Source organism: Kitasatospora sp. NPDC092948, from assembly GCF_044754805.1.
Lineage (GTDB): Bacteria > Actinomycetota > Actinomycetes > Streptomycetales > Streptomycetaceae > Kitasatospora.
Map to the genome: position 1 here is coordinate 201,881 of NZ_JBIVPU010000004.1, position 23,212 is coordinate 225,092.

The 23,212-nt window shown below is 73.0% G+C and carries 22 protein-coding genes and 3 tRNA genes; 12 read left to right on the forward strand and 13 right to left on the reverse strand.

Going from position 1 to position 23,212, the window contains the following annotated elements:
- Window positions 1-184 precede the first annotated feature (184 nt).
- Window positions 185-257: transfer RNA gene (locus tag ACIQF6_RS14430), tRNA-Asn, on the forward strand.
- A gap of 5 nt (window positions 258-262) precedes the next feature.
- Window positions 263-335 (forward strand) — tRNA-Asn (locus ACIQF6_RS14435).
- A 178-nt stretch (window positions 336-513) separates the two neighbouring features.
- On the opposite strand, the gene ACIQF6_RS14440 is transcribed toward ACIQF6_RS14435, so the two are convergent.
- Together ACIQF6_RS14440 and ACIQF6_RS14445 are read right to left on the reverse strand one after the other, a co-directional pair.
- The gene (locus tag ACIQF6_RS14440; RefSeq protein WP_400894250.1) at window positions 514-1,272 is read right to left on the reverse strand and encodes a trypsin-like serine peptidase; all 759 of its coding nucleotides are present in this window, start codon (window positions 1,270-1,272) and stop codon (window positions 514-516) included.
- A gap of 152 nt (window positions 1,273-1,424) precedes the next feature.
- A complete protein-coding gene (locus tag ACIQF6_RS14445) occupies window positions 1,425-2,276 on the reverse strand; it encodes a trypsin-like serine peptidase (protein ID WP_400894252.1) in 852 nt (283 codons plus the stop codon).
- Window positions 2,277-2,566: 290 nt separating this feature from the next.
- Here ACIQF6_RS14445 and ACIQF6_RS14450 point away from each other — a divergent pair.
- The 4 genes from ACIQF6_RS14450 (at window position 2,567) to ACIQF6_RS14465 (ending at window position 6,206) form a co-directional block, all read left to right on the forward strand.
- Window positions 2,567-2,640, forward strand: a tRNA-Ile gene (locus ACIQF6_RS14450).
- Between the two features lie 547 nt (window positions 2,641-3,187).
- Window positions 3,188-3,814, forward strand: coding sequence for an ankyrin repeat domain-containing protein (locus ACIQF6_RS14455; RefSeq protein WP_400894254.1), 627 nt, complete (start codon window positions 3,188-3,190; stop codon window positions 3,812-3,814).
- A complete protein-coding gene (locus ACIQF6_RS14460; RefSeq protein WP_400894256.1) occupies window positions 3,811-4,962 on the forward strand; it encodes a YncE family protein in 1,152 nt (383 codons plus the stop codon). Before ACIQF6_RS14455 ends, ACIQF6_RS14460 begins: the two co-directional genes overlap by 4 nt.
- 344 nt (window positions 4,963-5,306) lie before the next feature.
- Window positions 5,307-6,206: a 1-aminocyclopropane-1-carboxylate deaminase/D-cysteine desulfhydrase gene (locus tag ACIQF6_RS14465; RefSeq protein ID WP_400894258.1), complete on the forward strand. Its 900-nt coding sequence runs from the start codon at window positions 5,307-5,309 to the stop codon at window positions 6,204-6,206.
- Window positions 6,207-6,246: 40 nt separating this feature from the next.
- Here ACIQF6_RS14465 and ACIQF6_RS14470 read toward each other — a convergent pair whose 3' ends face one another.
- Window positions 6,247-7,821 (reverse strand): LCP family protein, encoded by a 1,575-nt coding sequence (locus ACIQF6_RS14470; RefSeq protein WP_400894260.1) that lies wholly within the window; start codon window positions 7,819-7,821, stop codon window positions 6,247-6,249.
- 218 nt (window positions 7,822-8,039) lie between these two features.
- Window positions 8,040-8,504, reverse strand: a complete 465-nt coding sequence (locus ACIQF6_RS14475) for a MarR family winged helix-turn-helix transcriptional regulator (protein WP_400894262.1) — start codon at window positions 8,502-8,504, stop codon at window positions 8,040-8,042.
- Window positions 8,505-8,598: 94 nt separating this feature from the next.
- On the opposite strand from ACIQF6_RS14475, the gene ACIQF6_RS14480 reads away from it, so the two are divergent.
- Window positions 8,599-9,618: an NADP-dependent oxidoreductase gene (locus ACIQF6_RS14480; protein ID WP_400894264.1), complete on the forward strand. Its 1,020-nt coding sequence runs from the start codon at window positions 8,599-8,601 to the stop codon at window positions 9,616-9,618.
- A gap of 301 nt (window positions 9,619-9,919) precedes the next feature.
- Window positions 9,920-10,414 carry a DUF3145 domain-containing protein gene (locus ACIQF6_RS14485; protein WP_400894266.1) on the forward strand — a complete coding sequence of 165 codons (495 nt, stop codon included), beginning with the start codon at window positions 9,920-9,922 and terminating at the stop codon, window positions 10,412-10,414.
- 63 nt (window positions 10,415-10,477) lie between these two features.
- Here ACIQF6_RS14485 and fabF read toward each other — a convergent pair whose 3' ends face one another.
- From fabF to ACIQF6_RS14510, 5 genes are all read right to left on the reverse strand, one after another.
- Window positions 10,478-11,746 (reverse strand): beta-ketoacyl-ACP synthase II, encoded by a 1,269-nt coding sequence (fabF, locus tag ACIQF6_RS14490; RefSeq protein ID WP_400894268.1) that lies wholly within the window; start codon window positions 11,744-11,746, stop codon window positions 10,478-10,480.
- Window positions 11,747-11,849: 103 nt separating this feature from the next.
- Entirely contained in the window at window positions 11,850-12,092 is a 243-nt protein-coding gene (locus ACIQF6_RS14495; RefSeq protein ID WP_073812203.1) for an acyl carrier protein, read from the reverse strand.
- A gap of 76 nt (window positions 12,093-12,168) precedes the next feature.
- The gene (locus ACIQF6_RS14500; protein ID WP_400894271.1) at window positions 12,169-13,197 is read right to left on the reverse strand and encodes a beta-ketoacyl-ACP synthase III; all 1,029 of its coding nucleotides are present in this window, start codon (window positions 13,195-13,197) and stop codon (window positions 12,169-12,171) included.
- Window positions 13,194-14,132, reverse strand: coding sequence for an ACP S-malonyltransferase (locus ACIQF6_RS14505; protein ID WP_400894273.1), 939 nt, complete (start codon window positions 14,130-14,132; stop codon window positions 13,194-13,196). Before ACIQF6_RS14505 ends, ACIQF6_RS14500 begins: the two co-directional genes overlap by 4 nt.
- Before the next feature lie 90 nt (window positions 14,133-14,222).
- The gene (locus ACIQF6_RS14510; RefSeq protein WP_400895323.1) at window positions 14,223-15,419 is read right to left on the reverse strand and encodes a PucR family transcriptional regulator; all 1,197 of its coding nucleotides are present in this window, start codon (window positions 15,417-15,419) and stop codon (window positions 14,223-14,225) included.
- A gap of 247 nt (window positions 15,420-15,666) precedes the next feature.
- On the opposite strand from ACIQF6_RS14510, the gene ACIQF6_RS14515 reads away from it, so the two are divergent.
- Window positions 15,667-16,491: a pirin family protein gene (locus ACIQF6_RS14515; protein WP_400894275.1), complete on the forward strand. Its 825-nt coding sequence runs from the start codon at window positions 15,667-15,669 to the stop codon at window positions 16,489-16,491.
- A gap of 237 nt (window positions 16,492-16,728) precedes the next feature.
- Here the strand turns inward: ACIQF6_RS14515 and ACIQF6_RS14520 are convergent, their stop codons facing one another.
- Window positions 16,729-17,553: a serine hydrolase domain-containing protein gene (locus tag ACIQF6_RS14520; protein WP_400894277.1), complete on the reverse strand. Its 825-nt coding sequence runs from the start codon at window positions 17,551-17,553 to the stop codon at window positions 16,729-16,731.
- 114 nt (window positions 17,554-17,667) lie between these two features.
- Between ACIQF6_RS14520 and ACIQF6_RS14525 the strand changes: the two genes are divergently transcribed.
- The 3 genes from ACIQF6_RS14525 to ACIQF6_RS14535 are packed head-to-tail and all read left to right on the forward strand — an operon-like array spanning window position 17,668 to window position 20,239.
- A complete protein-coding gene (locus tag ACIQF6_RS14525; protein WP_400894279.1) occupies window positions 17,668-18,180 on the forward strand; it encodes a MerR family transcriptional regulator in 513 nt (170 codons plus the stop codon).
- Window positions 18,177-19,187, forward strand: a complete 1,011-nt coding sequence (locus tag ACIQF6_RS14530; RefSeq protein ID WP_400894282.1) for an aldo/keto reductase — start codon at window positions 18,177-18,179, stop codon at window positions 19,185-19,187. The genes ACIQF6_RS14525 and ACIQF6_RS14530 overlap by 4 nt, the downstream gene beginning before the upstream one ends.
- A 41-nt stretch (window positions 19,188-19,228) precedes the next feature.
- Window positions 19,229-20,239 (forward strand): aldo/keto reductase, encoded by a 1,011-nt coding sequence (locus tag ACIQF6_RS14535; protein WP_400894284.1) that lies wholly within the window; start codon window positions 19,229-19,231, stop codon window positions 20,237-20,239.
- Between the two features lie 7 nt (window positions 20,240-20,246).
- On the opposite strand, the gene ACIQF6_RS14540 is transcribed toward ACIQF6_RS14535, so the two are convergent.
- The 3 genes from ACIQF6_RS14540 to ACIQF6_RS14550 all read right to left on the reverse strand — a co-directional run bounded on the left by ACIQF6_RS14540 (window position 20,247) and on the right by ACIQF6_RS14550 (window position 23,193).
- A complete protein-coding gene (locus ACIQF6_RS14540; protein ID WP_400894286.1) occupies window positions 20,247-21,437 on the reverse strand; it encodes an alpha/beta hydrolase in 1,191 nt (396 codons plus the stop codon).
- 144 nt (window positions 21,438-21,581) lie between these two features.
- Window positions 21,582-21,917, reverse strand: a complete 336-nt coding sequence (locus ACIQF6_RS14545) for an MmcQ/YjbR family DNA-binding protein (RefSeq protein WP_400894288.1) — start codon at window positions 21,915-21,917, stop codon at window positions 21,582-21,584.
- Window positions 21,918-21,984: 67 nt separating this feature from the next.
- Entirely contained in the window at window positions 21,985-23,193 is a 1,209-nt protein-coding gene (locus tag ACIQF6_RS14550; RefSeq protein WP_400894290.1) for an acyltransferase, read from the reverse strand.
- Between the last annotated feature and the right edge of the window lie 19 nt (window positions 23,194-23,212).

Below are 23,212 nucleotides of genomic sequence, written 5' to 3' on the forward strand. Positions count from 1 at the left end.
ATCCCCGCCCGTCCCGTGCGGCGCGCGCGGGGCGCGCCGGACCGGCCCGCGGCCGGGGTGGGGGAGGCCGCCCGCGAAAGCGATTGGCGGAACACCCCCCTGAGTGCGCTAATGTATGTCCCGCAGCGAGCACCGTGGGCCCCGGGGAGATCCGGAGACCGGGGTGGGCGAGGCGGAAGCACGATCCTCCATAGCTCAATTGGCAGAGCAGCCGACTGTTAATCGGCAGGTTATTGGTTCGAGTCCAATTGGAGGAGCGCGGTCCCCCATAGCTCAATTGGCAGAGCAGCCGACTGTTAATCGGCAGGTTATTGGTTCGAGTCCAATTGGGGGAGCTTCACCGGTCACGGTGATCAGTACAGAGCGAAGGCCCTTCGGTGAGACCGAGGGGCCTTCGTGTTTCTCCGCGCGGACCGCCGTGCTGCCAGCGCCGACCGCCGTACTGCCCGCGCCGACCGTCCCGCCCGCGCGGCCGGTACCCGCCGGGCCTGCGCCCCCGGCGAGTCGGGCAAGTCAGCCGCCGGCCTGTCGGTACAGGTCGGCAAGGCGGTCGCCGAAGACCACGCTGTAGGAGACCTCCGGGCTGTTGCCGCCCTGCTGGTAACCCCCTATCACCCCGACCACCTGGCCCTGCGCGGTCACCCAGGGGCTGCCGCTGGTGCCGTTGGTGAATCCGGCGCAGTCGAACCGCTGCTGGGTGGTGCTGCGCGAGGTGGTGCGGCCCTCGCAGGTGATCGGGGACGCCGCGCTGTTGGGGTAGCCGGTGACGGTGACGTCCAGGCCGAAGCCGAGACCGGTGGCGAGGGTGTAGGCGCCCATCGTGTCCTCGATCTGCCGGCCGTTCAACGGGCCGACGAGGAGGAACGCCACGTCGTACCCCTCGCTCTCGTCGGACCCCCAGCGCGGGTCCACCAGCACCTCGGTGATCGGCCAACTCCCGTACGGGGCGCGCTGGCCGCGATAGCCGGGGGCGAACACCAGGCCGTCCAGCGGGGTGCCGCCCGGGGCCGCGCAGTGGGCTGCGGTGATCAGCAGGTTGCGGCTGCGGCTGTGCACCACGGCGGCCGTGCAGGCCCGCATGCCGTCGGTGTTGTCGACGAACAGCGGCCCGATCCGGTTGCCCAGCGGGCCTTCGGGCGCGGGACCGGCGGTGGGAATGGCGGCGGGCTGCGCGTCGGAGCTGCAGCCGGTCGCGGCCGCGGCCAGCAGGAGCAGCAGTGCGCAGGCCGCAGCGGCCGGGCCACGGCCGGTTCGGGGGGAGGTGCGCGGCACCGTCGCTCGCTTCCGCTCGGCGGCCCGCCCGGGGACGCCGGGCGGTGGATGCAGAAAGATCTACCAGGGCCCGCGTCGCACCGGCAACCGCCTCGGCGGTCGGCCCGCCCGAGCGGGCCAACCGTTCCGGCGGCGGCGCACCCGAGTGGACGTCAGGGAGCTTTGGCCGCCTGATCGTAGAGCGCCTGCACCTGGTCGCCGAAGTAACTGCTGTACGAGATGTCCGCGGTGTCGCCGCCCTGCTGGTAGCCGCCGATCACCCCGACCACGGTGCCGGTGTGGGTGCTCGGGTCCAGCGCGGTCACCCAGGGGCTGCCGCTGGTTCCGCCGGTGTAGTCCGGGCAGTCGATCCGTAGTTGGGTCGAACTCTGCTGAACGGTGGTGTTGCTGCAGGTGATCGGCTCGTCGGAACTGCTCGGGTAGCCGGTCACCTTCACCGGCAGGGTGTAACCGCGGCCGGTGCCCAGCCGGTTGGCGCCCAGCACCTGCTGCACCTGCTGCCCGTTCTGCGGCTGCACGGTGGCGAACGCCACGTCCAGGTCCTGGTTGCCGCGACTGCGCCAGCTCGGGTCGACGGTGACGGCGCCGATCGGCCACACCCCTGACGGAGTGTCATCTGCGCGGTAGCCCGGGACGAACACCAGGTCCGTGCGGGAGGGGCCGACGCCCGGGTCCACCAGGCAGTGCGCCGCCGTCACGATCAGGTCCTGCGCCGGGCTGTCGACCACGCTGGCGGTGCAGAAGTGGTCGCCGTCCGCGGCGTGCGCGAACACCGCGCCCACTCGGCTGTTCAGCACCGTCGGCCGGGCGGTGTGTGTCGTCCCGGCGCGCCTGCCGAGTGCCGCCCGCAGCCGGCTCCGGTTCCAGCCGTGCGCGGACGCCTGCGAGGTGGGGGTGCCGGACGGCCCAGCCGCGGCCGCTCCTCCGGAAGGTTCGGACGAGTCGCAGCCCGCCACCAGGACCACCGCCGCCACCACCGCTGCCGCACCCGCGGACCGCTTCATCCCGGCCACCCGCTCCCGCTCGCCGGTCGCTGCCGGACCGGTGATCAAGCGTTACCCGCGGTGCCGTGCGGCGCCACCGTCGGTCCGGTGCCGTTCGCTCGTCGGGGTGTCCACCGGACGGGTGCGACCGGCGACACGAATGGGCGGCGCGGACCGGACGGGAACGTGCGTACCCGGATGCGCCCCCGGCGCGCACCACGGGTGATCGACCGGCTATGCTGCCGGGGGCGTCCCTGAGGGGCCGTCCACTGCTGCCAGGGCCGCGTGTCGGCCCCGGCGGGTCGAGTCGGGGGGCGGTAGCTCAGCCGGTTAGAGCAGGGGACTCATAATCCCTTGGTCGTGGGTTCGAGTCCCACCCGCCCTACCTCGGCCGCTGACCGACCGTCAGCCGACGGGGCTTCCTGACCAGGCGAAACGCCCAGGCCTGCCACGCAAACTGTAGAGCACCGGCGTGTCGGACAGCCCGCTTCCGCGCCGAGATTCACCCTCCAGGGGACATTGCACGGCCGTTGTGCGGCTGATGTGCGGCGTTTGCGCGCCTGTGCGGTGAGGCCCGGCCTCCACGCGGGCGGGATGCGGCGGTCGCGGGCGGGGCGCGGCGATCGTGTGGCGGAGCGGCCCTCCCCGCCGCACTCGTTGCCGGCCTCGTTAGGTCATCAACCGGCCCTCGGGGCTTGCCCGTTGAAGCGTTCCGGGTGCCGTCGTGGTTGTCGACGCCGCTCCCCGTCCCGGGCGCGCATCAACCGATCGGTTGATGCCCGTGTCAGCCGAAAAGCGCGCCGGAACCGGCCGGTTCGCCGACGAATCGTGGCGGGAGGCGGGGCAAGAATTCAGTGGACCGGGAATTCCCCACACCGCGTCTGTCGAGGCATTCCGTGCTGTATCTGCCGTCCCTCAGGAGGAGGACCGTGATGACGACCGCAGTCGACCAGCGTCTGCTCGGTGCCGCGCACACCGGCGACGTCGCCGCTGTCAGGGCCGCCCTGGCCGCCGGCGCCAATCCGGAGGCGCGCGATCCGCTGGGGCGGACGGCGCTGCTGACGGCCGCGCTCGCCGACCAAGTGGCCGTCGCCGAACTCCTGGTCGCGGCGGGAGCGGATCCGGATGCGCAGGACCAGCGGGAGGACAGCCCATGGCTGGTCACCGGCGTCACCGGGAGCGTCGCCATGATGCGGGCGCTGCTGAGCGCCGGGCCGGACTTCGAGCTGACCAACCGGTTCGGCGGCGTCAGCCTGATACCTGCCGCCGAGCGCGGCCATGTCGCCTACGTGCAGGCGGTGTTGGAGGAGACCGACATCGACGTCGACCACGTCAACCGCCTCGGCTGGACGGCCCTGCTGGAGGCCGTGATCCTCGGCGACGGGGGCCGGCCGCACACCGAGATCGTCCGCCTGCTGCTCGCCGCGGGCGCCGACCCCCGACTCGCCGATGCCGACGGGGTGACCGCGCTCCAGCACGCCGAACGCCGCGGTTTCAACGCCATCGCCGTCCTGCTGCGCGAGGCCGAGTCCGATCCGAGGAAGGGAGACACCCCATGACCGTCCGCCGACGGCACACCGCGCCGCTGCTCCTGGCCGCCGTGTCGGCGCTGGCCGCCCTGCTGGCAGGCTGCGCCACGCCGGCAGGCGACGGCCCGGGCCCGGCCCGGCGGGATGCCCCGGCATCGCCCGGACGACTCGAACCACCTGCCGACGAAGCGTCAACCGGGCTGCCCACCCCGGAAGGAACGCTGCTGGTCGCCGACTTCGGCGCCGACACCGTGACTTTCGTCGACCCGCAGCAAGGCACGACCGGTTCGGTGCGGGTCGGGACCGCCCCGTACGGGGTGGCGCTCGGGGCGGACGGCCGGGCCTGGGTGAGCACCGCGGAGGGCGTGGCCGAGGTGGACACCCGCACCCGCTCACTGCGCCGGACGATCGCGTACCGCACCGCCACCGGCCCGGTGGAGACCGGCGAGTACCGGGGCGGCGGCATGGGCCTCGCGCTGTCGCCGGACGGCAGCCGGCTGTACGTCGGCGTCAACATACCGGGGAAGAACGGGGTTCTGGAGGTGATCGACACGGCGTCCGGCCAGGTCACCGGGGTCGCCCCGGTGGGGCGGCGGCCGTTCGACGTGGACGTGTCGGCGGACGGGCGGGAGGTGTATGCGACCGGCCACGACTCCTTCGACGTGACGGTGGTGGCCGCCGACGGGCTGGGCACCCGCCGGATCCAGGTCGCGCCGTACGGGACGGAGGGCGGGCTGGGCTCCTGGCTGAAGCCGCACTACGCGGCGGTCCGGCCGGGCGACGGAAAGCTGCTGCTGCCGTTCGAGGGCGAGCGGCTGGCCGTCGTCGACCCGGCGACGGGCCAGGTCTCGATCGAGCCGATGACGGCCAACACCCACCAGCACGGCGTCACCCTCGCCCCGGACGGCCGGCTGCTGGTGGTCGGCTCGGGCCCGATCACGAGGGACGACGCCGGGCCCAGCCTGACGGTGCGACAACCCGACGGCCGGGAACGGGTCTATCCGCTCGGCATCCCGCACGAGAACGTCGCACTCTCCCGGGACGGGCGGACGGCCTACGTCACCGGTGGCTTCACCCGGGACGGCGGGTGGGACGGGATCACCCTGGTCGATCTCGACTCCGGCGCCACCCACCGCCTGGAGACCGGTCACCGTCCGCTGGGGGTCGCCGTGCTCTGACGACCGGGCGAGGACGGGCACGGCGGGCCCCGACACGCTTGTCCGCACCGTACGTCCCTCCGTCGCTTCCGCCCGTCCGCCGGTTCCGGCCCCTCTGCCGGCCAGCCGGTCAGCGGCGGGGAAGCGCGGTGAGGGCCTGACAGAGGGCGTCCGGGGCGGCCGGGGCGGTCGGGAAGGCGTGGTCGGGCGGGGTGCCGCAGCCGATGACCAGGCTGTCGCGCGGCGGCCAAGTACTCGGCGAGCGCGGTGCGCAGTTCGGGCCGGCCCGCTCGGCCCGCCCGGAGCGGTGTGCCCGAGGGCCCGGCCCCGGCGGGTGGCTGTCGGGCCCCGGTTAGGGTGAGCGGATGCTCGTGCCCGCTGACCTGCCCACGCCGTTGACGGTGGTCGACGATCCGGAGCTCGCCTCGGCGGGGGTGGAGCTCCGGTTGAAGCGGGACGACCTGGCGCATCCGACGGTGCCCGGCAACAAGTGGCGCAAGCTCGCGCCGAACCTGGAGCGGGCGGTCGCGGAGGGGTGCCGGGCGCTGCTCACCTACGGCGGGGCGTACTCCACGCATGTGCGGGCGGTGGCGGCGGCGGCGCGGGCGCTGGGGTTGGAGAGCGTCGGGGTGATTCGCGGGGCCGAGTTGGCCGGGATGCCGCGGAACTGGTCGCTGGCCCGGGCCGAACGGGACGGGATGGTGCTGGAGTTCGTCGAGCGCTCCGTCTACCGCGAGATCGCCTCCGGGCGGCAGGAGCGGCGCGCAGGGCACTTCGTGCTGCCCGAGGGCGGGTCGAACGCGGCGGCGGTGCGCGGGGCCGCGGTGGTGGCCGAGGAGTTGGCGGCGCAGTTGCCGGATCTGGGTGCCGGGGACGTGGTGTGCTGCGCGGTCGGCACCGGCGGGACGTTGGCCGGGATCGCCGCCGGTCTGCCGGCGGGTGCCCGGGCGCTCGGCGTGGCGGTGCTGCGCGGCGAGGGCTACCTGGAGCGCGAGGTGGCGGCGCTCCAACTGGCGACGTACGGCCGGGAGTTCGCCAACTGGCGGGTGGTGCACGGCTGGCACGGCGGTGGCTACGGCCGGGTGCCCGAGGAGCTGGAACGGTTCGCGGCCCGGTTCGAGAGCCGGCACGGCGTGCCGGTGGAGCGGCGGTACGTGGCGAAGGCCCTGTCCGCGGTGTACGGCCTGGCCCGGGCCAGTGAGCTGACGGACCGTCGGGTCACCCTGGTGGTGACCGGTCTCCCGGACCCGCTCCCGGGGGCCTAGCGCAGGCGACGCTGCGGGGAGCGGGGCGCGGTCGGCCGGGTCAGCCGAAGCTGAGGTCGCTGCAGAGGTCGCTGTCGGCGGGGCGGGTGTTCTCGGTGATGCCGGTCGGGATGGTGGACGGGATGGCGCCGACGGGGGCTCCGGAGGTTCCGGGGGTGGGGCCGGCGAGGGCGTCGGCACCGGCCCGGTCCTGGCCGAGGGTCAGGATGATGGCGTCGCTCCGGGTGGCGGCGCGGAGTTCCGCGCCGGGGTAGAGCCGGGCGAGGCGTTCCGCGGCGGGGCGCAGGTCGAGGGAGTACTCGATCAGCGTGGTGCTGCGGGCGGGTGTGTTGTCGCCGACGGTGATGTCGCGGTAGCCGTTGTCGCGCAGTGCGAGCGCCGCGCGTCCGGCCAGCCCGGAGGACTTGGCGGCGTTGTGGACCACGATCGGCACGTCCAGGTTGGCGCCGTCGGGGCTGTCGGTGGCGGACGGGGACGCGGAGGCGTCGGGGGACGCGCTCCCGGACGCGCCGGCGGAGGGGGTACCCGAGGGGTCGGCCGAGGAGGCCCCGGCGGACGGGACGGCGGGGTCGCCGGTGAGGCGGCCGTCCAGGGTGCGGTCCTGGCGGAGCAGGCTCCACAGGATGTCGGCGTCGGGCTGCACGATGGCGACCCGGGCGCCCTGGAACCGCCAGGGCATGGTGACGAACTGGATGTCGGCGAGCTTGATGTTCTGCAGCGACTGGGCGAACTCGGCGAGCTTGTACGGCGAGCCGAGGTCGGGGTCGACGGTGAGCGACTTGGTGGCGGCGTCGGCCAGCGGCAGCAGGGTGGTCAGGTCGAAGCCCTCGCCCTGCACCTTCTTGATCAGCGAGGACATGAACGCCTGCTGACGGCGCATCCGGCCGATGTCGGAGCTGTCGCCGAGGCCGTGCCGGGCGCGGACGTAGTCGATGGCCTGCTGCCCGGCGACGGTCTGCCGGCCCTTGGTCAGGTGGATGCCGTAGGCGTTGACGTCGTTGGGGATGCACACGTCCACGCCGCCGACGGCCTGGGTGATGGCGGCGAAGCCCTTGAAGTCGACGACCAGGGTGTGGTCCACCCGCAGGCCGGTCAGCTCCTCCACGGTGTTCTGCGCGCAGGCGGGGTTGCCGTTCTTGAACTCGCCGATGCTGAAAGCCGAGTTGAACATCTGGTTGGCCCGGGCGGTGGTCCACCGGCCGTCCGCGAGCCGGCACGGCGGGATGGTGACCAGGGTGTCCCGGGGGATCGACACGCCGACGGCGTGTTTGTGGTCGGCGTAGACGTGCAGCAGGATCGCGGTGTCGGAGCGCCCGACCCCTTCGTCGCCGCCGCCGAAGTCGCTGTTGCCGTCGTCCCGGGTGTCGGAGCCGAGCAGCAGGACGTTGACGGGGTGTCCGCCGGTGGGCGCGGGCGGCCCGGCCGGCGGGCGGGTGGAGGCGATGCCTTCCGGGGCGAAGGTCGTGATGTTGTGGTCGAGCCGCTGGTAGTACCAGGCGCCGAGCCCGGTGGCGACGACCACCAGGACAGCGGCGGTGGCTCCGAGCCCCTGGGCTATTCGGCGGCCCCGGCCACGGGACGGGGCCGCGGCGGGACTCTTGGTGTCGTCGGTCATCGGTCCGGGATCTCTCTGCGCGCAACGGGAACTGGTGCCCGAGGGCAGGCACTTGCCGCCACCGCGACACTGCGGAGGGGGCGGTCGTCACCACTTAGACGGTGCGGCGACGGGAATGGTTACACGCGAACCATCATTTCCGAGAGATTTTTCGAGCCTCGAACCGGGGTGCCTGCGAATCGCCTGACGGGAGGCCCGGAGGGTGCTCCGAAGGAGGGTCAGTCGTCGGCCGAGGAGTCGAGCATCCGCCGCAGCAGGTCCCGCAGTTGGGCCCGTTCCGGGGCGTCCAGCGCGGCCAGCGGCTCGCGGGCGAAGTTCAGCGACTCGCGGAGTTCGGAGGAGGCGGACAACCCGGAATCGGTGGCGACCACCAGCTTCACCCGGCGGTCCTGCGGGTCGGACTCGCGGGTGACGAAGCCGCGGCCCTCCAGCCGGTCGACGATGCCGGTGACGTTGGACGGCTCGCAGGAGAGGGTCTGGGCGATGTGCCGCATCGGCATCGGGCCGCGCCGCAGCAGCGCCAGCACCTTGGCCTGCGCGCCGGTCAGCGAGCGGGCGGCGGCGGCTTCCTCGTACTCGCGGTGGAAGAGCCCGACGAGGCGTGCCATGAGGTCGACGACCTCGACGGTGATCGGGTCGGCGGTGGGGACCGGTGCCTGTTCCATGACCTGCTCCTTCTCCATGCCGCCGAGTCTAGCTGAACAGTTGACAACATGAACCTTTCATCCACAGGATTACTTGAGCAAGTTAATATTTCAGGTTATTGAGGAGTGTGTGATGGCAGAGCAGGACCTTCCCGCCACCGGCCGCGAATGGCACCTGACCGCCCGCCCGCAGGGCTGGCCGGTCGCGAGCGACTTCGCCCTGGTCGAAGCCCCGGTCCGGCAGCCCGGCCCGGGCGAGATCACCGTGCGCAACGCCTACCTGTCCGTCGACCCCTACATGCGTGGACGGATGAACGACGTGAAGTCCTACGTGCCGCCGTACGTGCTCGGCGCGCCGATGGACGGCGGAGCGGTCGGCCACGTGGTCGCCGCCGACGCGGAGGGCTTCCAGGTCGGCGACGTCGTGCTGCACGGGCTCGGCTGGCGCGAGTACGCCACGGTGGACGCCGCGCACGCCGTCAAGGTCGACCCCGGTATCGCCCCGCTCTCCGCCTACCTGGGCGTGCTCGGCATGCCCGGACTCACCGCGTACGCGGGGCTGCTGGAGGTCGCCTCGTTCCGGGAGGGCGACACCGTGTTCGTCTCCGGCGCGGCCGGTGCGGTCGGGTCGACGGTCGGCCAGATCGCCCGGCTCAAGGGGGCGACGCGGGTCGTCGGCTCGGCCGGCTCCGCCGAGAAGGTCGCCACCCTGGTCGACGACTACGGCTTCGACGCCGCCTTCAACTACAAGGACGGCCCGGTCGCCGACCTGCTCGCCGAGGCCGCCCCCGACGGCATCGACGTCTACTTCGACAACGTCGGCGGCGAGCACCTGGAGGCCGCGATCGGCGCCCTGCGGGTGCACGGCCGGGCCACCCTGTGCGGGGCCATCGCCCAGTACAACGACACCTCCGCCCCGGCCGGGCCGCGCAACCTGGCGCTGGCCGTCGGAAAGCGGCTGCGCCTGCAGGGCATGCTGGTCCGCGACCACGCCGCGCTGCGCGGCCGGTTCCTCGACGAGGTCGGCGGCTGGCTGCGGGACGGCTCGCTGCGCTACGACGAGACCGTGGTCGAGGGCGTGGAGAACACCGTGGAGGCCTTCCTCGGCATGCTGCGCGGCGCCAACATCGGAAAGATGGTCGTGCAGGTCTGAGAACCGGCCCGAATGTCAGAAGAATTGACGATACGTCAGATGAGGCGTCGTCAACCCGCCCCCGCCGGACGTGCGATCCGGTGGGGGCGCGCGTTTAGGTCCGTTCGGGGGAGGTGGGCGCTGTGGGGGTAGACCTCCCGGGGGAACCGACTAGCATGGAGTGAAAGCTTGTCCGTTTTGCTCGATTTGATGACCTAATGTCGAATAAGTTGAGCGTCACGGGGTAGCCACTGGTCAGTACCTAGGCGACGGCGCGAGGCAGCTGGGGAAGGCGACCCTCGTCCACAGCCAGGAGGTCCCGGTGACGACACGTGGTGTGCTCTACATCCACTCCGCGCCACGCGCGCTGTGCCCGCACGTCGAGTGGGCGGTGGCGGGCGTTCTCGGCGTGCGGGTCAACCTCGACTGGATCAGGCAGCCCGTCGCGCCCGGCCACTGGCGGTCCGAACTCTCCTGGCAGGGAGAGCCCGGCACCGCCTCCAAGCTCGCCTCGGCGCTGCGCGGCTGGCAGTTGATGCGCTACGAGGTGACCAGCGAGCCCTCCGCCGCGGCCGAGGGCGAGCGGTACTCCTCCACGCCCAGCCTCGGCATCTTCCACGCCGTCACCGGCATCCACGGCGACATCCTGATCCCCGAGGACCGGCTGCGGGCCGTGCTGCTGCGCTCCCGCAGCGAGGGCGGCGACCTGGAGGCGGAGCTCGGCCGGCTGCTCGGCAAGCCGTGGGACGACGAGCTGGAGCCGTTCCGGTACGCGGGGGAGGGCGCGCCGGTCAGGTGGCTGCACCAAGTGGTGTGACACGGGACCGGCCCGGCACTCCGACGGAGTGCCGGGCCGGTCGCGCAGTCGCCCGCGCGGGTGTCAGGCGGTGCGGAAGGCCAGCACCACGTTGTGGCCGCCGAAGCCGAAGGAGTTGTTGAGGGCGGCGATGCGGCCCTCGACCGGGAGCTTGCGGGGCTCGTCGCGGACGATGTCGGCGTCGATGTCGTCGTCCAGGTCGACCACGTTGACGGTCGGCGGGGCGACCCGGTTGTACAGGGCCAGGATGGTGGCGACCGTCTCGATGCCGCCGGCGCCGCCGAGCAGGTGGCCGGTCATCGACTTGGTGGCGGAGATCGCCACGTGCTCCAGGTGCTCGCCGAGCTCCCGGCGCAGTGCCTTGATCTCCGCGGTGTCACCCTGCGGGGTGGAGGTGGCGTGCGCGTTGACGTGCACCACCTCGGACTTCTCGATGTCGTTGCGGTCGAACAGGTCGGCGATGGCACGGGCCACACCGGCGCCGGTCGGCTCCGGCTGGGCGATGTGGTGGGCGTCCGAGGACAGGCCCTGGCCGATCGCCTCGCAGTACACCCGGGCGCCGCGGGCGGCCGCGTGCTCGGCCGACTCCAGCACGATGACGCCGGCGCCCTCGCCGAGGACGAAGCCGTCCCGGGCCTTGTCGTACGGGCGGGAGGCGTGCTCGGGGTCGTCGTTGTTCTTGGACATCGCCATCATGTTGGAGAAGGCGACGATGGGCAGCGGGTGGACCGCCGCCTCGGTGCCGCCGGCCACCACGACGTCGGCGCGGCCGTTGCGGATCATCTCGATCGCGTAGCCGATCGCCTCGGCGCCGGAGGCACAGGCGGAGACGGGGGTGTGCACGCCGGCCCGGGCGCCGACCTCCAGGCCGACGTTGGCGGCCGGGGAGTTGGGCATCAGCATCGGGACGGTGTGCGGGGAGACCTTGCGGACGCCCTGCTCCTTGAGCACGTCGTACTGGTCGAGCAGGGTGGTGACGCCACCGATGCCGGAGGCGATGACCGCGCCCAGGCGCTCGGGGACGAGTTCGTTGGACTCGGCGGTGGCCGGACCCTCGTAGCCCGCGTCCTTCCAGGCCTCGCGGGCGGCGATCAGCGCGAACTGGGCCGAGCGGTCCAGCTTGCGGGCCACCGGGCGGGGCAGGATCTCGGACGGCTCGACGGCGACCCGGGCGGCGATCCGCACGGGCAGGTCGGCGGCCCACTCCTCGGTGAGGGCGTGGACCCCGGACCGGCCTGCCAGCAGGCCCTCCCAGAATGAGGCGGCGTCGCCGCCCAGCGGCGTGAAGGCGCCGATACCCGTGACGACCACGGTGCGGTTTTCAGCAGTCACTGGTTCTTCTTCTCTACGTTGAGCGGAGGGCCGGACGAGCCGGACGGAAAGGGGGACGGCCGGGGCGCGACGGGCGCGCCCCGACCGGCAGCCTGACGGTCGGTCAGACGTTGGCGACGATGAAGTTCACCGCGTCGCCGACGGTCTTCAGGTTCTTGACCTCGTCGTCCGGGATCTTCGCGCCGAAGCGCTCCTCGGCGGCGACGACGACCTCGACCATGGACAGCGAGTCGACGTCCAGGTCGTCGGTGAAGGACTTGTCGAGCTCGACGTCCTCGACCGGAATGCCGGCGATCTCGTTCACGATCTCGGCGAGACCTTCGAGAACCTCGGTCTGGGTAGCCATATCGGCTGCTCCTCTTCGGTGGTGACGGCGAACGGTCCGGCGGACCGTCGCGGGTTTTCAGGGTGGAGAAAAACGCCTAGGGGAGAGTAACGACTGCTGCGGCGTAGACCAGTCCGGCCCCGAAGCCGATGATCAGCGCAAGGTCGCCGCTCTTGGCCTCGCCGCGCTCCAGCATCCGCTCCATGGCGAGCGGAATGGAGGCGGCGGAGGTGTTGCCGGTCTCGACGATGTCGCGGGCCACCGGGACCTCGGCGGGCAGCTTCAGCGTCTTGATCATGGCGTCGATGATGCGCATGTTGGCCTGGTGCGGGATGAACGCGCCGAGCTGGTCGGCGGTGATCCCGGCGGCGTCCAGCGCCTGCTGGGCGACCTTCGCCATGTCGTAGACGGCCCAGCGGAAGACCGTCTGGCCCTCCATCCGCAGCGCCGGCCACTTGACCTCCTCGCCCGCGCCGTTGACGGCGTCGGGCTTGGCGAAGGCAGTGTCCCAGGCCTTGGTCTGCGAGATCACCTCGGCCTGCGAGCCGTCCGAACCCCAGACCACCTTGCCGATGCCGGGCGTGTCGGACGGGCCGACGATCGCGGCGCCCGCGCCGTCGCCGAAGATGAACGCGGTCGAGCGGTCCGACTTGTCGGTCAGGTCGGAGAGCCGCTCCACGCCGATCACCAGCACGTACTCGGCGCTGCCGCCGCGCACCATGCCGTCGGCCAGGCTCAGGCCGTAGCCGAAGCCCGCGCAGGCGGCGGAGATGTCGAACGCCGGGGCGGTGCCGCAGCCGAGCCGCTGGGCGATCTCGGTGGCGATCGCCGGGGTCTGCTTCAGGTGCGAGACGGTGGCGACGATGACGCCGCCGATCTGCTCGGGAGCGATCCCGGACATCGCGACGGCCCGCTCGGCCGCCCGCACCGACATCTCGGCGACGGACTCCTCCGGACCGGCCCAGCGGCGCTCCGCGATGCCGGAACGGGACCGGATCCACTCGTCCGAGGAATCGATCCAGTTCAGCACCTCGGCGTTCGGGATCACCCGGGTCGGGCGGTAGCCGCCGACCCCGAGGATGCGCGAGAACTGGGCGCCGGTGGCCGGCTTGATGGTGGCACTCATGCGGACTTCTCCTGGTTGCCGTGCTCGGCCACGAGCTCGCGGGCCCGGTCGAGATCGGCGGGGGACTTCAGGGCCAGCGTTGCGACGCCCTTGACGTTCCGCTTGACCAGGTTGGTGAGGGTTCCGGCGGGGGACAGCTCGATCACGGCGGTCGCGCCCAGCTGCTGCAGGGTCTCCATGCACAGGTCCCAGCGGACCGGGTTGGACACCTGCGAGACCAGGCGGGCCAGCACCTCGGCGCCGTCGCCGACGACCTCGCCGTCCTTGTTGGACAGGTAGGTCACCGTCGGGTCGGCCGCGGTCAGGGTCGGCGCCAGCTTCTCCAGCCGGGCCACCCCCGGGGCCATGTGCGCGGTGTGGAACGCGCCCGCGACCTTCAGCGCGATCAGCCGCGCGCCGGCCGGCGGGTCCGCCTTCAGCGCGGCCAGCTGCTCCAGCGTGCCGGCCGCGACGATCTGGCCGCCGCCGTTGTTGTTCGCCGGGGTGACCCCGTGTTCGGCGAGCTTCTCGGCGACCGCCTCCGGGTCGCCGCCGAGCACCGCCATCATGCCGGTCGCGACGGCCGCGGCGGCCTCCGCCATGCCGAGGCTGCGCTCGCGGACGAAGGCCAGCGCGTCCTGCTCGGACAGCACACCGGCCAGCGCCGCGGCGGTGATCTCACCGACGCTGTGGCCGGCCACCGCGCCGACCGAGGCGGACACGCCTTGCGGCAGCAGCGCCTGAGCGGTCACCAGGCCGGCGGCCACCAGCAGCGGCTGGGCGACCGCGGTGTCCTTGATCTCCTCCTCGGAGGCCTCGGTTCCGGCGTGCACCAGGTCGAGGCCGGCCACCGCCGACCACTGGCGCAGCCGGTCGGCGACGCCGTCCAGTTCGAGCCAGGGGTTGAGGAAGCCGGGAGTCTGGGCACCCTGTCCAGGGGCGACGATAACGAGCACGGTTCAACCCTCTCTCGCCGGACGCCGTGGGGCGGGTAGGCGACGATGACGAAGAAAAGCACGTCGGATTGTGGATTCCCTACAGTTCGATCAGCCCTGATCAGGCCCGGAACCGAGACGCCCCAGGGCAAGGGCGATGCGCAGGGTGAACGCCGAACGTACGTCCGACGGAGCATAGCCGGTGACATCAGTCACACGACGCAGCCGGTAGCGGACGGTGTTCGGGTGGACGAAGAGCATCCGGGCGGCGCCCTCCAGCGAGGACGCCTGCTCCAGATAGACGCTCAGTGTCTCCAGGAGTGCCGAACCGGCCTCCTCCAGAGGTGTGTAGATCTCCTCCACCAGCTGACGGCGAGCCACCTCGTCGCCCGCCAGCGCGCGTTCCGGCAACAGGTCGTCGGCGAGCACCGGGCGCGGCGCGTCCGGCCACGCCGCGCACGCCTTCAGGCCCTGCGCGGCGGCGTGCGCCGAGCGGGTCGCCGACAGCAGATCGCCGACCGTCGGACCGACCACCACCGGGCCCGGCGCGAACTGGCCGATCAGCGCCCGGGCCGCGTGCACCGGCTCCTTCTCGCCGCCGACCACCACCACCAGCCGGCGGCCCAGCACTCCGGTCAGCACGTGCAGTTTGGCGTAACGGGCGGCCCGCCGGATGGCCTCCACCACCAGCTCGCTGTCCCCGTCGGGGGCGCTGCCCATCACCACCCGCACCTGGCTCGGCTGGCCCCAGCCCAGCGCCGCCGCCCGGGACAGCACGCCCTCGTCGGCGTCCCCGGACAGCAGCGAGTTGACCACCAGGGCCTCCAGCCGGGCGTCCCACGCGCCGCGGGCCTCCGCGGCCTGCGCGTACACCTGGGCGGTGGCGAAGGCGATCTCCCGGGCGTAGACCAGCACCGACTCGCGCATGCCCGCCTCGTCGCCGGGCGCGGCCACCTCCTCGATGGCCTCCTCCATCACCTCGATCGTGGTGCGGATCAGCTCCACCGTCTGCCGCAGCGTGATTGCCCGGGTCAACTCCCGGGGCGCGGTGCCGAACACGTCGGTGGAGATCGCCTGCGGCGCCTCCGGGTGCCGGTACCACTCGGTGAACGCCGCGATACCGGCCTGCGCGACCAGGCCGATCCACGACCGGTGCTCCGGCGGCATCCGCCGGTACCAGGCCAGTTGATCGTCCATCCGGGCGATCGCCGCGGACGCCAGCTTGCCCGCGGACTTCTCCAGGCGCTTCAGCGTCGCCGCCCGCAACTCGGCGCGATCCGCCGCGAGGCGGCGCTCCTCGGCGGTCATCCGGCCGCGGCCGGGCACCGCGGCGGCGCGGGACGGCTGCCCCGGACGTTTCGCGGTCCTCTTCTCCGGGCCGCGGTCGGCGGGCCGCTCCGAGGACGGGGGCTCGCCGGACGTCCGGTCGGATGCTTTGTCGGGTTTCGCTGAAGCGGATGGCACGGCACTAGCCTGCCTCACGCGGACGGGTGCTCGTGCACACCCCGCGCCGAGAACGCCGGTGGCACCGGTCACACCGGCTACCGTGGTGCCCGTGAGCGTGGATTCCTCGGCCCAGGACGGGCACCCCCTCGAAACCGCCGGACCGGCGCCCGCCGCCGGGCGGAAGGACCGCGGCCGCGCCGACCTGCGCCGCAGTGCCGAGCGTTACCTGTCGGAACCCGCCGAAGGCATCACCGCCCGGCACGCGTTCTCCTTCGCCGGGCACTACGACCCGAAGAACACCTCCTTCGGCGCACTGCTCGCCTGCAACGAGGAGACCCTCGCCCCCGGCGCCGGGTACGACGCCCACCGGCACACCGACACCGAGATCGTCACCTGGGTGACCGGCGGCGCACTCGCTCACCGGGACGACGCGGGCCACGCGAGCGTGGTCCGGCCCGGGATGGTCCAGGTGCAGTCCGCGGGCTCCGGCATCACCCACACCGAGCGGAACCTCGGCGGGGCCTCCGAGGCTGTGACGTTCCTTCAGATGTGGCTCCAGCCCGATCAGTTCGGCTCCGAGCCGGGGTTCGGGATCCGGTCCGTCGCGGTGGTGGACGGACTGACCCTGCTGGCCTCGGGACGGCCCACGGACGAAGCGCTGCGCCTGCGGCGGGCGGACGCGGCCCTCTGGCTGGTCCGGGCCGGGGCGTGGGCGGCGCTGCCTCCGTTGCCGGCCGCGCCGTTCCGCTACGTGCACGTGGTTTCGGGCTCGCTCGGCTACCGCACCGTCCCGGGCCCGCAGGGCGGCGGGCGGTCGGCGAGTGCCGGCGACGCGATCCGGATCACGGGGGACGCGTTCGCGGATCCGACGGCGGGGGAGAGCGGCGTCGAGCTGCTGCTCTGGGAGATGCACACGCCTTTGCAGTTCGGCTGAACGCGAGCGGCTGAACGCGAGCGAGTGGGCGCGAGTCCAGGGGCGCGAGGAACTGCGCGAAGCGGAAGGCACCACGTCGGAAAGATCGCGACGAGGGACAATGACCTGCACTTGATCGCGACCTCGCGGACGTGACTTGCGCTTGTCGCGCAGTTCCCCGCGCCCCTGGATTCGCGCCCATCTGCTCTCGCGCCTGTCCGCTCTCGTGCAGGTGTCCCCGGGGCCCGGCGGGTTTTCTCACCCCTCGGAGAGGATCGCGTCGCTGAGCTGGGGCCACACCTCCGCTGCCCACGGGCCGAAGTCGCGGTCGGTGAGGGCGAGGCAGGCGAGGTTCGCGGTGGGGTCGACCCAGAGGAAGGTGCCGGACTGGCCGAAGTGGCCGAAGGTGGCGGGGGAGTTGGTGGTGCCGGTCCAGTGCGGGGTCTTGTGGTCGCGGATCTCGAAGCCGAGGCCCCAGTCGTTGGGGCGGCGGTGGCCGAAGCCGGGGAGGACGCCGTTGGTGCCGGGGAAGGCGACCTCGCGGGTCGCGGCGTGGAGGGTGGCCGGGTCGAGCAGCTTGGGGGACTGGAGTTCGGCCGCGAAGCGGGCGAGGTCGGCGGCGGTGGAGAGGCCGCCCGCGCCGGCGGGCGCGCGGTGGGCGGTGTTGATCAGGGTGGCGTGCATGCCGAGCGGCTGGAAGACGGCCTCGGCCGCGTACTGGGCGAACGGGATGCCGGAGGCGTGTTCGAGGGTGGCGGCGAGGACGTCGAAGCCTGCGTTGGAGTAGAGGCGGCGGTTGCCGGGGGCGGCCATCACGCGGTGTTCGTCGAAGGCCAGGCCGGAGGTGTGGGCCAGCAGGTGGCGGACGGTGGAGCCGTCGGGGCCGGCCGGGTCGTCGAGTTCGAAGACGCCTTCCTCGACGGCGATCAGCGCCGCGTAGGCGCTGAGCAGCTTGGTGACGGAGGCGAGCGGGAACAGGTGGTCCTGCGGGCCGTGCGCGGCGAGTACGGCGCCGTCGCTTCGTACGACCGTCGCAGCGGCGTTCGGTACCGGCCAGTCCTCGATCATGCGCAAGCTCTGCATGGGCGGAACTCTAAACGACGGGTGGGGAGATCCGGTGTGCCAGGCTTGCTTGGAGTGCGCTCCAACTGAGTAGCGTCGGAGTCGTCGTCGCCGAGACCGGGGGTCAAGTTCCAGATGGCAGCGTCAGCGCAGCGGGTTTCTCAACTGTCGGGCTGTGAGCAGGCGTTCGGTTCGCCGATTCCGGTGCCCGACCGGACGCCGCGGCACGGGATCAGCGAGGTGTCCGCGACCAGCGGACTTTCGGCGCACACGCTGCGCTGGTACGAGCGGATCGGCCTGCTCGACCGGGTGGACCGCTCGCACGCGGGCCAGCGCCGGTACAGCGATGCGGACCTGGCCCGGCTGGCGTTCCTGACCAAGCTCCGGCTGACCGGGATGCCGGTGGCCGACATGGTCCGGTACATCGAGCTGGTGCGGGACGGGGACGCCACCCGGGCCGAGCGCCGGCGGCTGCTGGTGGAGCACCGGGAGGAGGTCCGGCAGCGGCTGGCGGACCTGCACGCCACGCTCGCCGTGATCGATCGGAAGATCGACATGTACGGCGAGCAGGAGGAGGCGGTCGCGGCCGGTGCGGACGGCGACGGGACGACGGCGAACCACCCGAGCGAGGACAGGAAGAGCGCATGAGCAGCATCGAGACCACCCGGCTGGGCAGCAACGGACCCGTCGTGGGCGTGCAGGGCCTGGGCTGCATGGGGATGAGCGAGTTCTACGGGCCGACCGACACCGAGGAGGCGCTGGCCACCCTCGGCCGGGCGCTGGAACTCGGGGTGACCCTGTTCGACACCGCCGACATCTACGGCATGGGCGCCAACGAGGAGCTGATCGGCCCGTTCGTCCGGGCGCACCGCGACCAGGTGGTGCTGGCCACCAAGTTCGGGATCGAGCGGCGTGCCGACGACCCGGCCTACCGGGGCGTCAACAACGACCCGGCGTACATCCGGCAGGCGGTGGACGCGTCGCTGCGCCGGCTCGGCGTGGACGAGATCGACCTGTACTACATGCACCGGCGCAACCCCGAGGTGCCGCTGGCCGAGTCGGTCGGGGCGATGGCCGAGCTGGTCGCGGCCGGCAAGGTGAAGCACCTGGGCCTGTCCGAGGTGACCGGTCCGGAGCTGCGGGAGGCGTACGCGGTGCACCCGATCGCGGCGCTGCAGTCCGAGTGGTCGCTGTTCGCCCGGGGCCCGGAGCGCTCCGCGGTGCCGGCGGCGGCCGAGCTGGGCGTGGCGCTGGTGCCGTACTCGCCGCTCGGCCGGGGCTTCCTGACCGGGGCGTTCGCCGACGCCGGGAAGCTGGGCCAGGACGACTTCCGGCGCCACCTGCCGCAGTTCACCGGCGAGAACGCGGCCGGGAACGCGGAGCTGGTCGCGCCGATCCGGAAGATCGCCGCCGAGCGCGGCGTGACGGCCGCGCAGGTCGCGCTGGCCTGGGTGCAGCAGCGGGCCGAGGTGCACGGCCTGACGGTGGTGCCGATCCCGGGCACCCGCAAGCGCAGCCGGCTGACGGAGAACGCGGCGGCCACCGCGCTGAAGCTGACGGCGCAGGAGCTGGCCGAGCTGGACCTGATCGGCGGCCGGGTGCAGGGCCCCCGGTACGCGGACATGAGCAACACGTCGGACGCCCGCGAGGCGTGACCGACCGTCAATCACCGGTCGTTCGAGGAGAGGAAGAGCGCATGAGCAGCATGGAGACCACCCGGCTGGGCGTCGACGGTCCGACCGTGGGCGTGCAGGGCCTGGGTTGCATGGGGATGAGCGCGTTCTACGGGCCGACCGACACGGCGGAGGCGCTGGCCACCCTGGAGCGGGCGCTGGAACTGGGCGTCACCCTGTTCGACACCGCCGACATGTACGGCAAGGGCGCCAACGAGGAGCTGATCGGCCCGTTCGTCCGGGCGCACCGCGACCGGGTGGTGCTGGCCACCAAGTTCGCCAACGAGTGGCAGGACGGGGAGCCGGGCTACCGGGGCGTCAACAACAGCCCGGAGTACATCCGCCGTGCGGTGGACGCCTCGCTGCGCCGGCTCGGCGTGGACGAGATCGACCTGTACTACATGCACCGGCGTGACCCGAAGGTGCCGCTGGCCGAGTCGGTCGGGACGATGGCGGAGCTGGTGGCGGCGGGCAAGGTGAAGCACCTGGGCCTGTCCGAGGTGACGGGCGCGGAGCTGCGCGAGGCGCACGCGGTGCACCCGATCGCGGCGCTGCAGTCCGAGTGGTCGATCTTCTCCCGGGAGGTCGAGCGCACCGCGGTGCCGGCGGCGGCCGAGCTGGGCGTGGCGCTGGTGCCGTACTCGCCGCTCGGCCGGGGCTTCCTGACCGGGGCGTTCAGCGCGGCCGAGGAGCTGTCGGCGGACGACTACCGGCGGCTGCACCCGCAGTTCTCCGGCGAGAACGCCGCGGCCAACGCGTCCCTGGTGGTGCCGATCCGCCGGATCGCGGAGGCCCGCGGCGTGACGGCCGCGCAGGTCGCGCTGGCCTGGGTGCAGCAGCGGGCCGAGGTGCACGGCCTGAGCGTGGTGCCGATCCCGGGCACCCGCAAGCGCTCCCGGCTGGAGGAGAACACCGCGGCGGCCGGGCTGCGGCTGTCCGGGGCGGAGCTGGCCGAGCTGGAGCCCATCGCGGGCAAGGTGGCGGGCAACCGCTACGCCGACATGAGCAGCACGGCGGACGCCCGCGAGGAGTGAGGGGCCGTCAGCTGCCGAGGACGGTCGGGCGGCTGACGTCGCCGTAGTGGCCGAGGGCGATAGCCGCGAAGTTGTGCAGGCTGGCGGTGCCTTCGGCCAGGTAGCCGTTGTGGCCGCTGGCGCCCGCGGAGGAGACGGTCCTGGCGCCGAACGCCTGGGTGGTCGGGTCGGCGCCGTGGCCGAGGCCGCCGACCTCCAGGTAGGGGACGTTGCCGATCCAGTCGGCGGGGTTGCGGGCCGCCCACACCCGGACGCCGGTGCCGAGCTCGGCGGCCGAATCGACGCCCATCCCGGGGCTGCCGAACGCCACCAGGTCGGTGGGCTTCGCGTCGTGCACGGACGGGGCGACGGTGCCGCACACCACCGAGCCGTACGAGTGGCAGAGCAGCGCGGGCGGCGCCTCCGGGTGGCTGGTCTGCTGGAGGCCGGCGAGCAGCCGCTCCAGCCGCGGCGCGGCGGCCTCGGCGAGCCGGGAGGTGGCCGCGTCCGGGCCGAGGCCCTGCGGGGTGACGTAGCCGGTCCAGGCGACCACCGCGGTGCGGGTGCCGGGGGACTGGGCGCGCTCCTCGGCGTACAGGGCGCGGCCCATGCCGGCGGGCGAGCGCAGCGGGTCGACGGCCTGGTCGAAGTGGCCGAGGTCGGCGTCCGAACCGGGCACCAGGACGGCGACCCGCTGGGCGGCGGCCAGGTTGCCGTACACCTCGGTGACCAGGCCGCGGCCGCGCGGGTCGAAGGCGAGGATCTGCCGGCCGGGGGCGAGCAGCGCCTCGGAGTCGTTGGCGCGGGAGACGGCCAGTGCACGGGCGGCCGGGTCCAGGGTGCGGTCCTCGGCGCGCTGCCGGGACCGGTCGCGCTCGACGGCGATCGCCTCCCGGTTGGCGCGGTACCGGACGGCCAGCGGCGCGCCGTCCAAGTTGCCGACCACCAGCGGGTATTCGAGGATCAGCCGGTCGAGATCGGTGCTCGTCAGCGAGGTGAAGAAGGCGGCCACGGTGGCCGGGTCGGCGGTGGCCGGGTCCGGCAGGGCGCGGCCGAACGAGCTGTCGGCGACCCAGGCGGTGCTGCCCGCCGGCGGGCTGGTGATGGCCAGCTGCTCGCTGGACGCGGTCGCCTGGGCGACCGCCGCGCCGGCGTCCACCAGCGCCGCGCAGCCCGCGAACACGCCGATCAGGATCCGCTTGACCCGCCTGCGGTGCATGGCGTCCACTCCCTTGGCCCGGGACATCGCAGCGGGACGGGCCCGATGGTGCTACGACTGCCAACTACTAGTCAGCCAGAGTAGAGGGCGGCAGACGCACCGGGCAGGGGCCAAACAGTGTTCCGCGTCACATTCCCCCGGACGCTACCCGTCGTACCCCTCCCGGACCCGCTTCGGGGCGATCGAACGCCAGGCGTCGGTGAGCAGTTCGCGCAGCTCCTCCGGCCCCACCTGGGAGAGTTCCACCCGCACCCAGCCGAACCGGCCGGTGTACGGAGCCACCGAGTACACCTCGGGCGCGGCGGCGATCAGTTCGGCCTGCTCGGGCACCGTGGCCTTCACCGACACCTGCCCCGACTCCGGGTGACCCATCGCGAAGATCTTCCGGCCCACCCGGAACGTCTCCTGCTCCCAGGTGGTCTCCCGGTGCGCCTGCGGCAGCCGCAGTGCCAGCGCGATCAGTTCGTCGAAGGTCGCCATGGCGGCCAGGGTAGGGCCCCGCGCCGACAGAAGAGGGGTGACGGCGCGTCGGGCGATTGACGCGGCGTCAGACCGCACCGAGCGCGTACACCGCGAACAGCGCCGCCCCCGCCGTCGCCACCGCCCGCCAGGTGCGGGACGGCCACGGTGCGTCGAAGCGCCGGGCCCAGCGGCCGACCAGGGTCAGCACCAGCGCGAACACCGGCAGCCAGGCCAGCCGTTCGAGTGCCCACAGGCCGGAGTCGGGGGCGGCGGTCAGGCCCGGCAGCGCGCCCAGCCGCGAACCGGCCAGCGCGGTCAGGAACATCGCGGTCTGGTGCCAGCAGAAGATCGTCATCGCGCCCAGGTTGACCACCACCACCGGCAGCCACAGCAGCGGCCGGCGCAGCGCCCGGCCCAGCCGGTCCTTCAACAGCATCGCCGCACCGCCCTGCACCGAGGCCAGCGCCAGCACCAGCAGGGACGGCGGGTGCGAGTTGGTGCGGGCCGCGCCCGGCACGCCGACCATGCTCGCCGGGTAGTGGAACACCAGCAGCAGCACCGCGAACAGCGCCGCCCCGCCGACCGCCGTCAGCCACGCCCCGGCCCGGGAGATCCGGCCGTGCGCCCAGTCCACGCCCAACTGGTAGGCGAACAGCCAGCCCGGCAGCAGGTTCAGCAGGCTCAACCACCCCGGCATCGACGCCCCCCAAGGCCCGTACCGCAGCAGGTCCACCAGTGCGACGGCCGCCAGCAGCAGCGCCGGGGCCCACCCCTTCGTCCGGGCCCCGAACCCGGCGCACAGCGGGGTCAGCGCCGTCAGCACCAGGTACATCGCGATGTACCAGAGCGGCTGCACCATCAGCACCGCCCCCGTGCGAACCGTGTCGGCCGGCACCCCCAGCCCGCGCAGCACCGGGATCAGCGCCGCCCACACCGCGGCCACCCCCAGCACCGGCCGGGCCAGCCGCAGCACCCGGCCGCGCAGCCAGGCGGCGGCGCCCACCCCGCGCTCGGCCGAGCGGCGCAGCGACAGCGCCGACGCCCGGCCGCCGACCAGGAAGAACACCCCCAGCATCTGCAGCACCCAGCTCAGCGGCGCCATGGACGGCAGCGCCGCCAGCGGGCTCGCGTTGTGCAGCACCCCGCCGGACAGGGTGAACCCGCCGAGCAGCCAGTGCCCCAGCGGCACCGACAGCAGCGCCACGGCGCGCAGCCCGTCCAGGGCGCGGTCACGGGTGGCGGGGGTCTTCGCATCGACGGTCGCCGCGGCGCGGCGAACGGAAACAGGCAGCATCGGACGTCTCCTCGACGGG

Bases quoted from the DNA above. Each gene is read 5' to 3' on its own strand.
- ACIQF6_RS14445 (WP_400894252.1), bottom strand. From the start codon at position 2,276: ATGAAGCGGTCCGCGGGTGCGGCAGCGGTGGTGGCGGCGGTGGTCCTG.
- ACIQF6_RS14455 (WP_400894254.1), top strand. From the start codon at position 3,188: ATGACGACCGCAGTCGACCAGCGTCTGCTCGGTGCCGCGCACACCGGC.
- ACIQF6_RS14460 (WP_400894256.1), top strand. From the start codon at position 3,811: ATGACCGTCCGCCGACGGCACACCGCGCCGCTGCTCCTGGCCGCCGTG.
- ACIQF6_RS14465 (WP_400894258.1), top strand. From the start codon at position 5,307: ATGCTCGTGCCCGCTGACCTGCCCACGCCGTTGACGGTGGTCGACGAT.
- ACIQF6_RS14470 (WP_400894260.1), bottom strand. From the start codon at position 7,821: ATGACCGACGACACCAAGAGTCCCGCCGCGGCCCCGTCCCGTGGCCGG.
- ACIQF6_RS14475 (WP_400894262.1), bottom strand. From the start codon at position 8,504: ATGGAGAAGGAGCAGGTCATGGAACAGGCACCGGTCCCCACCGCCGAC.
- ACIQF6_RS14480 (WP_400894264.1), top strand. From the start codon at position 8,599: ATGGCAGAGCAGGACCTTCCCGCCACCGGCCGCGAATGGCACCTGACC.
- ACIQF6_RS14495 (WP_073812203.1), bottom strand. From the start codon at position 12,092: ATGGCTACCCAGACCGAGGTTCTCGAAGGTCTCGCCGAGATCGTGAAC.
- ACIQF6_RS14500 (WP_400894271.1), bottom strand. From the start codon at position 13,197: ATGAGTGCCACCATCAAGCCGGCCACCGGCGCCCAGTTCTCGCGCATC.
- ACIQF6_RS14510 (WP_400895323.1), bottom strand. From the start codon at position 15,419: ATGACCGCCGAGGAGCGCCGCCTCGCGGCGGATCGCGCCGAGTTGCGG.
- ACIQF6_RS14520 (WP_400894277.1), bottom strand. From the start codon at position 17,553: ATGCAGAGCTTGCGCATGATCGAGGACTGGCCGGTACCGAACGCCGCT.
- ACIQF6_RS14525 (WP_400894279.1), top strand. From the start codon at position 17,668: ATGGCAGCGTCAGCGCAGCGGGTTTCTCAACTGTCGGGCTGTGAGCAG.
- ACIQF6_RS14530 (WP_400894282.1), top strand. From the start codon at position 18,177: ATGAGCAGCATCGAGACCACCCGGCTGGGCAGCAACGGACCCGTCGTG.
- ACIQF6_RS14535 (WP_400894284.1), top strand. From the start codon at position 19,229: ATGAGCAGCATGGAGACCACCCGGCTGGGCGTCGACGGTCCGACCGTG.
- ACIQF6_RS14540 (WP_400894286.1), bottom strand. From the start codon at position 21,437: ATGCACCGCAGGCGGGTCAAGCGGATCCTGATCGGCGTGTTCGCGGGC.
- ACIQF6_RS14545 (WP_400894288.1), bottom strand. From the start codon at position 21,917: ATGGCGACCTTCGACGAACTGATCGCGCTGGCACTGCGGCTGCCGCAG.
- ACIQF6_RS14550 (WP_400894290.1), bottom strand. From the start codon at position 23,193: ATGCTGCCTGTTTCCGTTCGCCGCGCCGCGGCGACCGTCGATGCGAAG.